Origin of the sequence: Candidatus Corynebacterium faecigallinarum (assembly GCF_052264515.1) — a bacterium.
Taxonomy (GTDB): Bacteria; Actinomycetota; Actinomycetes; order Mycobacteriales; family Mycobacteriaceae; genus Corynebacterium; species Corynebacterium faecigallinarum.
In genome coordinates this window covers 1-11,688 of record NZ_JBQQOC010000042.1, presented here as the reverse complement: position 1 = coordinate 11,688, position 11,688 = coordinate 1, and the positions used below count along the sequence as shown (strand labels likewise).

The window sequence follows — 11,688 nt, the reverse complement described above, 5'->3', positions numbered from 1 at the left end:
TTGGAATCTCTTCCCCCCGCTCGCTGCGGCACTCGACATAATTTACACACCCCACAGACAGACCACAAACCTGCAGGTCATGCATAAGATCTGCCAAAACGTTGATGGTCGGGTCGAGACTCTCGGGTGCCGCGGTGCTCTCCTTTCCCTGCTGTGCACCGCCTCTCCGCTACTTCTCCACCGCAAGCCTCCAGAGTGACGTGACCTCCGCCGAGCGCGCGACATGCAGTGGGTCGTTCTCGTCCCGGGCCTTCGGATGGCGCGGTGCGGTGTCCTCGCGTCCCACCACCTTCAGCCCTGACTCGGCGAACCAACCCTCCAACTGCTCACGGGTACGCAGCCCCAGGTGCTCGGCAAGGTCCGACAGGACCAGCCAGCCCTCCCCGACCTCCGTGAGACGTTCCGGCAGCTCGGCCAGGAAGCGGCGCAGGGCATCGGAGTCCGCGTCGTAGATGCCCTGCTCCAGGTCGGACGACGGAACCCCGGGCAACCACGGTGGGTTGAAGACGACGACGTCGTACCGGGAAGCGTCCGGCCACAGGTCCGCAACCACGACATCGACCCGGTCCCCGTACCCGAGGCGTTCAAGGTTGCCGCGGGCACAGTCGACCGCCCGTTCGTTGACATCCGTCGCGGTCACATGCGTCGCACCCTGTTTCGCCAGGACAGCGGCCAGCACCCCGGTACCGGTGCCGATCTCGAGGACCCGGCCGGCGGGCTCACTTGCGGCTGTTCCCGCAGTGCCGGAAGCATCCGCACCACCGAAGCGCGCGGCCGCAGCCCGGTCCACCAGACCCGCATACTCATTACGCACCGGGGAGAACACCCCGTAGTCCGGGTACAGCCGCTCCCCCAGCTCCTCTATCTGAATGCCCTTGAGGTGCCATTGCCACGCCCCGAGCACCCCCTGTAGCTCCGTCAACGACACCACGACCGGTTCATCCCCGCCGGTCCACGAACCGTACGCGTGCTCGCAGGCCTCCGCGACATCCGGTGCACGGCGCAGATCCAGCGTCCACCCCGGGCCGAGGGCCACCAGGATGTTCCCGAGGGTCGCCGCCCGCGTCGCCCGGTCAGCGCGCTGGTTCAGGAACAGGGTCCGGGCGTCCGGTACTGCCCCTGCGGACTGATTGCCCCGTCCTGCACCACCACGGCCGCCGCGTCCACCCTGGTCACCGCGGCCGGTACCCTTCCCGCGAGGACGACCCCCGGAGCGTCCGGAGCGTCCTGCCGCCTTCGACAACCGGCGGTCCACGGCGGCCATCAACTGGCGGGCATTGTGGAAGTCACCGCACCACAACAACCCCGTGCCACGACGCAGCATCCCCAACGCCTTGTCCGCGGTCATCGAATCATCCACCTCGACGATCTCCGCCGGGGCCGACGCACCGTTCTCCGAATGCCACCTGAACTCAGTGGGGCTATGTTCCATGACTGTCATTCTCCCACGTCCACCCCCATTCGCCCAGGGCGTACCAGCACATACCAGCCGAGCACGCCTGTTACATCACGCAAAAGTAACGATCTTGTTCCCGCAACGGTCTTACCCCTTAGACTGACGTGTAGACGCAGCGTCCCACCGGACGCTTTTCGAGAGGACATGTTTCGTGAATACGCACCGCGCCACCGGCGCACACCGGCGCACCGCCCGCCTCCGTAACAGCAAGGTCGCCCGCGGGGTGCTCTCCCTGCTGACCGCCGCCTCGGTGGGCCTCGGCATCACCGTCGCCGCACAGCCCGCCACCGCCGCCCCGAACGGCAACGTCGTGGTCATCGGAGACTCCTACGCCGCCAACCCGGACCAGTACTACAACACCTTCCGCAACGTCGACGGCTTCGTCCCCGACAACTACCCGCGGCAGTCCGGCTGCCTGCAGGCGCCGAACTCCTGGCCGAGGCAGCTCAGCAAGCGCCACGGTGTGCCGGTCAACAACTGGTCCTGCTCCGGGCTGACCTCCAAGCGCGCCATCTCCCGGGTCGACGCCGCCCACCGCGCCGGTGACATCCACGCCGGCACCCGCACCGTCGTCCTGAACTACGGCATGAACAACCACGGCCCCAACGGCACCGACAACGGTGCGGACATCCTGAACCCCGGTGATGTCCGCAACCGCTTCCTCGCCGACACCCGTGCCGCGGTGAACAAGGTCCGCGCCTACGCCCCGAACGCGAAGATCGTCTTCGCCGGGCAGATGTCGATCACCTCCAACGGCATGTTCTGCTTCCTCAACGTGGTGCCGAACCTGCCCGCCGGCCTGCCGGTGCCGGTGCTCTCCGACGTCGAGCGCTGGGTGCGCAGCATGCAGGCCGAGGCCGCGACCCGCAACAACATCAACTTCGTGGACCTGAAGGCCGAAACCGCCAACCGTGGAACCTGCGCGCCGGACAACCAGCGCTTCATCTCCGGCATCATCGACACCACCACCCCGCACTACAACATGATGATCCACCCGAACCTGAAGGGTTCGAACTGGGTCGCCGACCGGATGTCACGGTCGCTGTAGGACGCTGACAGTTGCGGTAGGACGCGCACCGCACAGAACTCAACCCCTGAGCAGCCACATGCCGTGGCAGTTCAGGGGTTGAGTCGTTGGTCCCGGTGTAGATCTGGGCCCGTGGTGTGTCAGTAGTTGCCGGGCGGATCACTGGCGGGGAAGGTCTCTTCGCCCTGCTCGTCGATCTTCTCGTCCTCGCTGGCAGGGCCCTGCTGGGGCAGGTCGGAGGGCGTGTTCACCTGGTCGCGGTTCGGGTCCTGATTCGGGTCGCGATCCTTCTCGGGATCGGGAGTGACGTCAGGTGCTGTCTCAGTCATACCGGTTCTCACCTCACTGTCGTCTTGTGCAGTTGCACTACCCAGGGTACGCGCGGCCGGCCACCGAACGCACTGATCGGTGGACACCTGCCTCGCACACCGGGGCCATACCGGGTCATACCGAGGTCTGATTCCCTCGGACGATTCCTCCACTACTGTGAGCACCATGGGTCCTGAAGTAATCGTCGTCCTCCTCATGGCAGCCGCGGTCCTCGCCTGGCTGGTCATGTTCGTTGTCGCCCTGGTGGAGATCATCAAGCACCGCCAGATCAGTGGCGGCGGCAAGGTGGTCTGGGTGCTGATCGCCTTCGCCTTCCCCATCCTCGGGCCGATCCTCTGGTTCGTGTGGGGACGCCACGGCGCCCTCGGCAGCCTTTAACCGGCCAGGTTCCCGCCCAGGTTCCCGCGGAGCGTCGTCGCCGGGTAGGACGTCCTGAACAACCCACGCTCCTGCAGCACCGGCACCACCAGCTCCACGAAGTCCTCCACACCACCCGGCAAGGTCGGCGGCATGAGGTTGAACCCGTCGGCACCACCGCCGGTGACCCACCGCTGCATCTCGTCGGCGATCTGCTCCGGAGTGCCCACGAATGTGGCATGACCACCACCAGCAGCCAAGAATCCCAGCAGGTCACGCACGGTGATACCTGGGGTCGTCTCGATGATCCGCAGGATCGTGCCGTAGCGTCCGGCCGGGCCGGTGAACTCCTCCAGCGGCGGCAGCTCCGGCACCGGGGCATCCAACTCCCAGGCCGCGGTGGTGGTGTCCTGCCCGACGAAGAAGGACAGCTGCGCCAGCGAATCCTCCACCGGCAGCAACTCATTGAGCGCCCGCTGCTTGTCGCGGGCCTCCTGCTCGGTGCGTCCGACGAAGGTGACCAGCCCCGGCATGACGATGAGCTCGTCAGGGTCGCGTCCTACCTTCGCGGCACGCGCGCGTACGTCGGAGCGGTAGGACGCTGCGGACTCCAGATCCCACGCCACCGCGTAGATCCCCTCGGCGTGGCGTGCGGCGAGGTCACGGCCTGGTTCGGACGCCCCGGCCTGGAACAGCACCGGACGCCCCTGCGGGGTGGAGGGGATGTTCAGCGGACCGTCGACGTCGAAGAACCGGCCATGGTGGTCGATGACCTGGGCTGATGAGCGGTCGGTGGCGTCGGGCCAGGAGTCCCAGAGGGCGGTGACCGCGTCGATGAACTCGTCGGCCCGGGCGTAGCGCTCGGCATGGCCCGGCAAAGCGTCCATGCCGTGGTTGCGGGCCTCGGCGTCGGTCATGGAGGTCACCACGTTGATCCCGGCGCGACCACCGGAGATGTGGTCCAGGCTGGCGCTGACACGGGCGGCGTGGAAGGGCGTCCAGAACGTCGAGGAGACGGTGGACACCACGCCGATGTGGCTGGTCGCGCGGGCGATGGCGGTGAGTGTGGTCAGCGGTTCCAGGAACCAGCCGGGGCCGGGGACGGGGCTGTGCGCCTGGCCGTCGGCGAGGAAGAAGGCGTCGAACAGGCCGCGTTCGGCTGTCTGGGCCAGCGACTCCCACCAGGTGATGTCGCCGAGCCGGGTGGCGGGTTCACCGGTGCTGTCACCGGGCGCCCGCCACGCCGCCGAATGGTGTCCGCAGCCGTAGGCGAAGAGGTTGAGGTGCATCTGTACATCCGTCATTCAGGCATCAGTCCTTCACCAGTCCGCCGTCGACGACCAGGTTCTGGCCGGTCACCGCACGCGCCCACGGGGAGGCGAAGAACAGTACGCTGTCGGCGAACTGCTCCGGGGTGGTGACCTCGCGCAGTGGGGTGCCGGACGCAATGCCGTCGAAGACCTCCTCCGGGGTGGCCGCCGAAGCGTCGGTGGTGCGCAGCAGACCACCGGAGACCATGTTCACCGTGATCGCGTCCGGGCCCAGATCATCGGCGAAGGTCCTGGTCAGAGACAGTAGCGCGGCCTTGGCGGCGGTGTAGTCGTGGTAGGGCACCACCGGGTACTGGAAGAGGTTCGTGCCGATGTTGACCACGCGTCCGGACCCGGCGGCGCGGAAGTCGTCCAACGCCGACTGGATGACGTTGAGTGAGCCACGGACCGCACCGTCGAACTGTGCGGTGAAGGAACTGTAGGGGATCTCGGCGGCCTTGTCGCGGGCGTCGCCGTTGAAGGAGAAGTCCACCAGGGCGTTGTTGACCACGGTGGTCACCGGTCCCAGCCCGGCGGCGGCGACGGCGGCGAAGATCCCCTCGACCTGCTCGCGGTCCCGCACGTCGGCGTGCACGGCCAGGGCTTTGCCGGGGTGCTCGGCGACGATGGCGGCCGCGGCGTCCGCACTGGAGTGGTAGTTCACGATCACCGTCGCGCCCTCGCGGAGAAAGGCCTCGGTGATGGCGGCGCCGAGGCCGCGGGCTCCGCCGGTGACCAGGACGGTCTGCTCGGACAGGGGAAGCTGCTGGGTCAGACTCTCGGTCTTGTTCTGGGTCATGCTCATGCCTTTCAAAAGAGGTCACAAGCGGAAGGGGCATCGGGTGTGCTGCTGCTACGGGCGCTGCACGACTCATGGGGTACAGCCCACGACACACACCGGTGATGCCGGACAATCCCTCCGCCAGTACGAACTGGTTCAGGTTCAACGGGTGTGGTCTCAGCCGTGCCCGCCGGGTATTCCCCGACCAACCACGGCACCCCGTGTCGTCCGCGAGGGTAGCACGACAATTGCTGTCCACCCCCCGCTGTACGGTGGGATTATGCAGATCGTCCTGATGATCCTGGGTGTCCTCGGCGGGCTCGTCGTCGGTGCCGTCGCGCTGGCCGGCGTCACCTGGCTGCTGGCCAATGTGATGCGCCGGGTACTGGGGGTTCCCGTCGGTTGGCCGCGGTCGATCCTCGTCGCCCTGCTGGTCGCACTGTCCACCGGTGGGCTGGTCGCGCTGGCCGTGGAACAGTTCTTCACCACCGGTGGCGGGCGTGACGTCTCCCCCGGTCCGGCGATCATCCTCGGGCTGATCGCCCTGATGTGGATGCTCGGCTTCGGTGCGGCCCTGCTGACGGTGATGGAGCTGGTCGTCCCCACTGGTGCCGGGTTCTCCCCCGGCGGGTCGGCAGGACGTTCCGGTCGCTCCGGGGGCTCCCGCATCGGCCGGCAACGTGCCCGCAACCGTCGGTACCGACAGGTCATGGCCATCTTCGTACGCAAGGGCCTCACCGCCCGTAAGCCGAGCATGACCGAGGCGGCCAAGGCATTCCGCGAGGCCCTGGAGGAATCCGGCACCACCTTCGTCAAGCTGGGTCAGAACCTGTCGACCCGGGACTCCGTCCTGCCGCCGGAGTTCATCAAGGAGCTCTCGTCGTTGCAGACCGGGGCGTCGCCGGAACCGTGGGAGCGTATCGGCCCGGCCATGGCCGAGTCCCTCGGCGCCGACCCGGAGACCGTCTTCGCCACGGTCGAGCGCGAGCCGATGGCTGCGGCGTCCGTCGCCCAGGTGCACCGTGCCACGCTGGACGACGGCACCCGGGTGGTCCTGAAGGTGCAGCGTCCCGGTACCCGCGAGGTGGTGCTCAACGACACCGACATCGTGATGCGGATCTGCGACTGGCTGGAGTTCCGCACCGACTGGGGCCGGGAGATGGGCATCCGTCGGCTCGCAGCGTCCTTCACCAGCACCCTGGCCGAGGAGCTGGACTACCGGCGCGAGGCGGCGAACATGCGCGAACTGGCCGAACCGCTGCGTTCCACGAAGGTGCTCATGCCGCAGGTGTACGACGAGTACAGCTCCGAACGTCTGCTCGTGATGGGCGAGTTGGACGGCACCCCGCTCGGCAGCGTGGACCTTGACGACTACTCCACCGGGCAGCGTCGTGGGCTCGGTGATGCGCTGATGGTGTCGGTGATGCGTCAGATCCTGGAGTACGGGGTGTTCCAGGCCGACCCACACCCGGGCAATGTCCTGGTGATGGACGGTGCGGTCTGGGAGGACTCCTGGCAGCGCACCGTCGGACCGGTGCACATCTCCTCGGAGACGGTGGAGCAGCGTGAGGTCGGGCTGGGGATGCTGGACTTCGGGGCCGTGGGGCACCTCGACACGACCGACCGTCGGCACCTGACCATGGTCTTCGCCGCGATCGAGCGGGGTGATTCCCGGATCCTCACCGATGCGCTGCTGAGTCTGCTGGACCGTCCGGACGGTCTGGACGTCCGCACCCTGCAGCGTGATGTGTCTGTTCTCCTGGCTCGTTACCGGGGCGGGGTCGGCAAGGGTGAGGGCATGGCACTGTTCGGTCAGCTGACCACACTGGTGAACAACCACCGGCTCGTCGTACCGGAGAACATCGCCTCGGCGCTGCGCAGTCTCGGGGAGATGGAGGGCACGCTGCGGCTGATCCTGCCGGACTATCCGCTGGTGGAGACCGCGCGGGAGCAGGGTACGGCGCTGATCAAGGAGCAGGCGCACCCCTCGAGTGTGAAGGACGCTGCGTCAGGGCTGATGCTGGAGTCACTGCCTATGCTGCAGGAGTTGCCGCGCAAGGTCAGCGGGATCGTCGGTGACCTGCAGGACGGCCGGCTGTCGCTGAGCATGCGGATGTTCCGCAACCCCGACGACCGGGCGTACCTCACCGGGCTGCTGCAGCAGTTCACCGTGGCGTTGGTCGCCGGCTTCTGTGTGCTGGGCGGGGTGATGCTCATCGCCTTCGGTGACGGAGGGCCGGTGCTGGTCGACAAGCTGACCTGGCATGCGGCGATGGGTTATGTGGTGCTGTTCTGCGGGTTTCTGCTGGCGCTGCGCACCGTGGCGATGGTGCTCTTCAGCCGGAGATAACCACGCCCAGGGGTACGCTCCCGACCCCTGACCCGTACCCCTGGGCATGCACATTTCGATCACGGCGGCCGGGGGCGGAGTCGGGCTGAGGGTCCCGGATGGTAGGTCCCGGTCAGGGGACTCAGCACTCCCCTATCCTTGGGCACCATGGTCAACCCACTGCTCGTCGAGGCGCGCCTGCTCGCCCAGGGTCTCGTCTCCCCCACCGCCACCAGCCCACAAGAGGTCCTCACCGCCATGGGTCCGATGCAGGGCCAGGAGCTCGGCGGGGTGATCAGCTCGATCGCGCTACGCCTCAGAGATCGGAAACAGACGGATCAGAAGGATGCCGCACAGCAGGTCACGGATGCCTTCGACCGCGGGGCGATCGTCCGCGGCTACCCCATGCGCTCCACCGTCTTCGCCCTGGCCGCCGAAGACGCCCGCTGGGTCACCGAACTGTGCTCGAGGCAGCAGCGCAGGGAGTCCCGGCGTCGGCTGGAGCGCGACGGGCTGACCGACTCCGACATCGCCCGCGCCCATGACGTCCTCGACGAGCACCCGGGCGGGCTGACCCGAGCCGAGCTCGACGAGCAGTTCATCGCCTGCGGTCTGCCCGGCAACCAGTCGATGCGCTACCTGCTGATCCGCGACATGATGCTGCACGGCACCGCGGTCTACGGCCCGTTCCGGCAGGGCGACCAGGTGATCGTCGCGTCCGACACCTGGCTGCCGGACGGCACCGACCTGGAGTCACGCTTCAACGGCGACCGCACCGCAGCGGCCGCGGCACTGCTGCGACGCTACCTGCACAGTCATGGCCCCGCTGACCTACGAGACTTCGCGTGGTGGACGAAGCTGCCCGTCGCGCTGATCAAGGAGGCAGCGACGGAACTCAACGGCAGCGACGGTGGCAGTTGCAGTGGCAGTGGCAGCGAAAGCAACAGTGACAGGGGTGACGGCACGAGCGGCCCCGACCTGTTCGAGGAAGCCGACGGGCGCCTGCACCGCCCCGGCCTCTTCGACGACCTCGCCGCGGTGAAACGCAAGGCCCACGGCACCTTCCTGCTGCCCGCCTTCGACGAAATCGTGCTGGGCTACCGCGACCGGCTGAGCTTCATGACCGCCGAGCACCACGAGCAGGTCGCTCCCGGTAACCGCGGGGTGTTCCGTCGGACAATGGTGCGCGGCGGAAAGTTCGTCGGGACGTGGGCGGCACCGTCGTCACGCCTGGTCCCCTCCCCGTTCCGCGCACTCAGCGACACCGCGCATACCGACGTCAACCGTGCTTTCCAGCGTTTCCCCCGAGCCCGTCGATGACCGTGTCGAGGACCCAGCCCTGCATGTCCGGTGCCGCTGCAGTGGCAAGGGTGCGATGAGCGCCTCCCGGTTGCCCTTGGCATCTGAGCACACGGATCAATCTCCTTGATTACCGCTGTCTGGCTGCTGCCTACTGTCTGCCGATCTTGCTGTCCATATTGCCAACACCCATGCGGGACGTTACCGTCCCCAACAGCCAATGGAACCTCACGTTCCATATACTCTCTCTCGACAACACGGAGGTTCCCGATGTCCGATCCGTCCGAGCCCACCCAACCGGCGGGCGACAGAACGTCCGACGCCGCAGCAGATGCTGCGCCTGATCCTGCGCCTGATCCTGCGGCCGACAACGCGTCCGACACCACGGACGACGCTGCGGCCGTCGCCACGGACGACGCTGCGGCCGGCAGTGCGTCCGACAGCGCGTCCGACAAGGCTTCGCCGTCGATCGGCGGCAAGCTCACGGCCATCGTCCTCGGCCTCACCGCCGCGATGACCCTGATGCTCTTCGCCTTCCTCACCCCGCAGTACAACTCGGGCGCCGAGAACCTCCCCCTCAGCATCTCCGGGCCCGACGAGGCCGTCTCGCAGATCACCGAGATGCTGGACCAACAGCAGCCCGGGGCATTCGAGTTCACCACCGTCGAGGACGAGGCCGCCGCCGAGGCGGCCGTGGCCGACCGTGACTCCGTCGGCGCCATCGCGCTGTCCGACCAGGGCGCGATGTTCTACGCCGCCTCCGGCGCAGGTCAGCCCTACGTTCAGATGCTCAGCGGTATCGCCCAGGGTCTGCAGGCCCAGGGCCTGCCGGTTGATATGCAGGACGTCGCCCCCACCACCGACTACGACCCCGCCGCCTCCGGCCTGACCGGGCTGGCGCTGCCGCTGGCTTTCGGCGGTGTGATCTCCGCGGCGGCGCTGTCGATCGTGTTCAAGAAGCGCTACGGTGTGCGCATCATCGGGTTCCTGGCATTCTCCGCACTGGCCGGTCTGGCGATCGGCGCGATGCTGCAGTTCGGCTACGGCACCGTCGACGCGAACTACTGGGCAACCTCCGGTGTGCTGGCACTCGGTATCGCCGCGACCTCACTGTTCGTCATCGGACTGCAGGCCCTATTCGGCTATGCGGGTCTGGGGATCGGCGCGCTGATCACGATCCTGATCGCAAATCCGCTGTCGGGGCTCACAGCCGGACCGGACTGGCTGCCTTCGCCCTGGGGCACGATCGGCCAGTTCCTGCCGATCGGTGCCGCAGGTGACGCCACCCGTTCGGTCGCCTTCTTCGACGGTGCGGCCATCCTTCAGCCGATCCTGGTGATGCTCGGCTGGGTGGTCCTCGGTATCGCGCTGATCGGCGTGGCCGCTGCACGTGGACGCCGCACGGTGGCCGAGGACGCTACGGACAGTCAGGACGCTGAGGGCTCTGAGGGCTCTGAGAGCTCTGAGGCCGCTTGGTCCGCTGAGAACAGCGAGCCTGCCGGAGCCGCTGCGTCCGCCGAGGGGGCCGACAACACTGAGGTCGCCGCGTCCGCCATGGGCAGCGAATCCGCTGAGTCAACCGAGTCCACCGGGGACACCGGCGACACCAAGGCATAGAACGCGCTACCGGTGCCGCCCGTGGGAAACACAAGCACAGAGGCGGCACCACCAAAGGGGATCGTGCCACCAGGCTCCGCGGTGGCATCGTAACGGGGGACCAGCGGTACCATCAGCACACCGAGTCAGCGCACTTCATGGCTGACGTGAAGCCCACGCGCTGCGTCGACTGAACTCCACGGACGGTGAAAGACCATGGTCAGAAATCGTGACAACAGTGATGTCCCGTCTCCCCTGCTGACGCTCGACCAGCTCAACGAGATGCTGTTCGACGGCATCGCCCATGCCGGTGCCATCGGGGGTGGCATGGGCGGTGGAGCTCCCGGTGCCTCAGGTGGTGCCAAGGGAGGCAGGTTCGGAGCAAGACACTTCACCCGCCTCGACGGGGAACAGCAGGTGTTCCCGATCCCCCGTTCCGACGCCTCCCAGCAGGCAGTGCGCATTGATTTTTTCGGCGATGGCGTGCTGGAAGAGACCGAGGAGCCCTCGGCATCACAGGACGCCACCCTGAAGATTCTCGGCGTCGTCGGATCCGGCACGATGAACATGAATCCCTGCATTGTGCAGATCGTGTGGTCACCCAGCGAACTACATGCGTTCGCTCACGCCAGGGAGGGAGTGTTCAAGCAGCGCACCTGCACGAAGGCCTTGCAGCGTCTCGGCGAGGTAGTGGACGCCGCCGGCCAGCGGTGAAACCCGAACCACGGGTGGATCAGTGACCAGGTGCCTCCCGCTTCTGGAACGGCGCTCTGAGCGCTTTAGCTATCCACCCTGCCACGGTGGTGCTGTACCAACGGATTGCCCGATCAAACCTGGACCAGGACAAGACCCAGGTGAAGAGCACTGACACAGCAATGCCGACGGCAATCGCGATCGGCACCGCAGCGTCCTCGAGAAGCGCGTTGAGGGGATCATCAAGCGCTCTCACGGCTAGGCCGTGTAAGAGGTAGATCGCAAGACTGCGTTTTCCGATCGTGACCAGGAATTCTGAAAGATTCCCGGACCAGCACAGGACGACGAGAGTCGACACAAATGCGCTGAGGAGAATAAATGATCGCACTCCGAGACCGTACGGGACACTGACATCGAGATAATCGAAACTTCGTGAACCATACAACCATGCGTGTTCCAGATTAGGGATGTAGATTGCCGCTATCGTCACCGCGGACAACAGAGTTAGCC

Annotated in this window: 11 protein-coding genes and 1 riboswitch; of the genes, 6 read left to right on the top strand and 5 right to left on the bottom strand. The window is 66.8% G+C overall.

Going from position 1 to position 11,688, the window contains the following annotated elements; all coding sequences use genetic code 11:
- Positions 1–169: 169 nt before the first annotated feature.
- A complete protein-coding gene (locus tag ACTXPP_RS13490; protein WP_301520612.1) occupies positions 170–1,432 on the bottom strand; it encodes a methyltransferase in 1,263 nt (420 codons plus the stop codon).
- A 175-nt stretch (positions 1,433–1,607) separates the two neighbouring features.
- Here ACTXPP_RS13490 and ACTXPP_RS13485 point away from each other — a divergent pair, with 175 nt between their 5' ends.
- A complete protein-coding gene (locus tag ACTXPP_RS13485) occupies positions 1,608–2,504 on the top strand; it encodes an SGNH/GDSL hydrolase family protein (protein WP_301497732.1) in 897 nt (298 codons plus the stop codon).
- Between the two features lie 119 nt (positions 2,505–2,623).
- On the opposite strand, the gene ACTXPP_RS13480 is transcribed toward ACTXPP_RS13485, so the two are convergent.
- Positions 2,624–2,812: a hypothetical protein gene (locus ACTXPP_RS13480; RefSeq protein ID WP_301497731.1), complete on the bottom strand. Its 189-nt coding sequence runs from the start codon at positions 2,810–2,812 to the stop codon at positions 2,624–2,626.
- 166 nt (positions 2,813–2,978) lie between these two features.
- Between ACTXPP_RS13480 and ACTXPP_RS13475 the strand changes: the two genes are divergently transcribed.
- Positions 2,979–3,191 carry a PLDc N-terminal domain-containing protein gene (locus tag ACTXPP_RS13475; RefSeq protein ID WP_301497729.1) on the top strand — a complete coding sequence of 71 codons (213 nt, stop codon included), beginning with the start codon at positions 2,979–2,981 and terminating at the stop codon, positions 3,189–3,191.
- Here ACTXPP_RS13475 and ACTXPP_RS13470 read toward each other — a convergent pair.
- Positions 3,188–4,474, bottom strand: coding sequence for an LLM class flavin-dependent oxidoreductase (locus ACTXPP_RS13470; RefSeq protein WP_301520613.1), 1,287 nt, complete (start codon positions 4,472–4,474; stop codon positions 3,188–3,190). The genes ACTXPP_RS13475 and ACTXPP_RS13470 overlap by 4 nt on opposite strands.
- A 7-nt stretch (positions 4,475–4,481) precedes the next feature.
- Positions 4,482–5,279, bottom strand: a complete 798-nt coding sequence (locus tag ACTXPP_RS13465; RefSeq protein ID WP_301497725.1) for a 3-oxoacyl-ACP reductase — start codon at positions 5,277–5,279, stop codon at positions 4,482–4,484.
- 97 nt (positions 5,280–5,376) lie between these two features.
- A riboswitch (TPP riboswitch) is annotated at positions 5,377–5,493 on the bottom strand.
- Between the two features lie 48 nt (positions 5,494–5,541).
- On the opposite strand from ACTXPP_RS13465, the gene ACTXPP_RS13460 reads away from it, so the two are divergent.
- From ACTXPP_RS13460 to ACTXPP_RS13445, 4 genes are all read left to right on the top strand, one after another.
- A complete protein-coding gene (locus ACTXPP_RS13460) occupies positions 5,542–7,611 on the top strand; it encodes an ABC1 kinase family protein (protein ID WP_443342600.1) in 2,070 nt (689 codons plus the stop codon).
- Between the two features lie 147 nt (positions 7,612–7,758).
- Positions 7,759–8,910 carry a DNA glycosylase AlkZ-like family protein gene (locus ACTXPP_RS13455; RefSeq protein WP_443342598.1) on the top strand — a complete coding sequence of 384 codons (1,152 nt, stop codon included), beginning with the start codon at positions 7,759–7,761 and terminating at the stop codon, positions 8,908–8,910.
- Positions 8,911–9,159: 249 nt separating this feature from the next.
- On the top strand, positions 9,160–10,506 hold the full coding sequence (locus ACTXPP_RS13450) for an ABC transporter permease (RefSeq protein WP_443342597.1): 1,347 nt from the start codon (positions 9,160–9,162) through the stop codon (positions 10,504–10,506).
- A 195-nt stretch (positions 10,507–10,701) separates the two neighbouring features.
- Positions 10,702–11,199: a hypothetical protein gene (locus tag ACTXPP_RS13445; protein ID WP_301520617.1), complete on the top strand. Its 498-nt coding sequence runs from the start codon at positions 10,702–10,704 to the stop codon at positions 11,197–11,199.
- 19 nt (positions 11,200–11,218) lie between these two features.
- Here the strand turns inward: ACTXPP_RS13445 and ACTXPP_RS13440 are convergent.
- On the bottom strand, positions 11,219–11,688 hold a 470-nt coding region (locus ACTXPP_RS13440; RefSeq protein ID WP_443342595.1), incomplete at its 5' end, for an acyltransferase family protein.

Coding starts and splice junctions, on each gene's coding strand:
- ACTXPP_RS13455 (WP_443342598.1), top strand. CDS start 7,759: ATGGTCAACCCACTGCTCGTCGAGGCGCGCCTGCTCGCCCAGGGTCTC.
- ACTXPP_RS13470 (WP_301520613.1), bottom strand. CDS start 4,474: ATGACGGATGTACAGATGCACCTCAACCTCTTCGCCTACGGCTGCGGA.
- ACTXPP_RS13475 (WP_301497729.1), top strand. CDS start 2,979: ATGGGTCCTGAAGTAATCGTCGTCCTCCTCATGGCAGCCGCGGTCCTC.
- ACTXPP_RS13450 (WP_443342597.1), top strand. CDS start 9,160: ATGTCCGATCCGTCCGAGCCCACCCAACCGGCGGGCGACAGAACGTCC.
- ACTXPP_RS13480 (WP_301497731.1), bottom strand. CDS start 2,812: ATGACTGAGACAGCACCTGACGTCACTCCCGATCCCGAGAAGGATCGC.
- ACTXPP_RS13460 (WP_443342600.1), top strand. CDS start 5,542: ATGCAGATCGTCCTGATGATCCTGGGTGTCCTCGGCGGGCTCGTCGTC.
- ACTXPP_RS13465 (WP_301497725.1), bottom strand. CDS start 5,279: ATGACCCAGAACAAGACCGAGAGTCTGACCCAGCAGCTTCCCCTGTCC.
- ACTXPP_RS13445 (WP_301520617.1), top strand. CDS start 10,702: ATGGTCAGAAATCGTGACAACAGTGATGTCCCGTCTCCCCTGCTGACG.
- ACTXPP_RS13490 (WP_301520612.1), bottom strand. CDS start 1,432: ATGGAACATAGCCCCACTGAGTTCAGGTGGCATTCGGAGAACGGTGCG.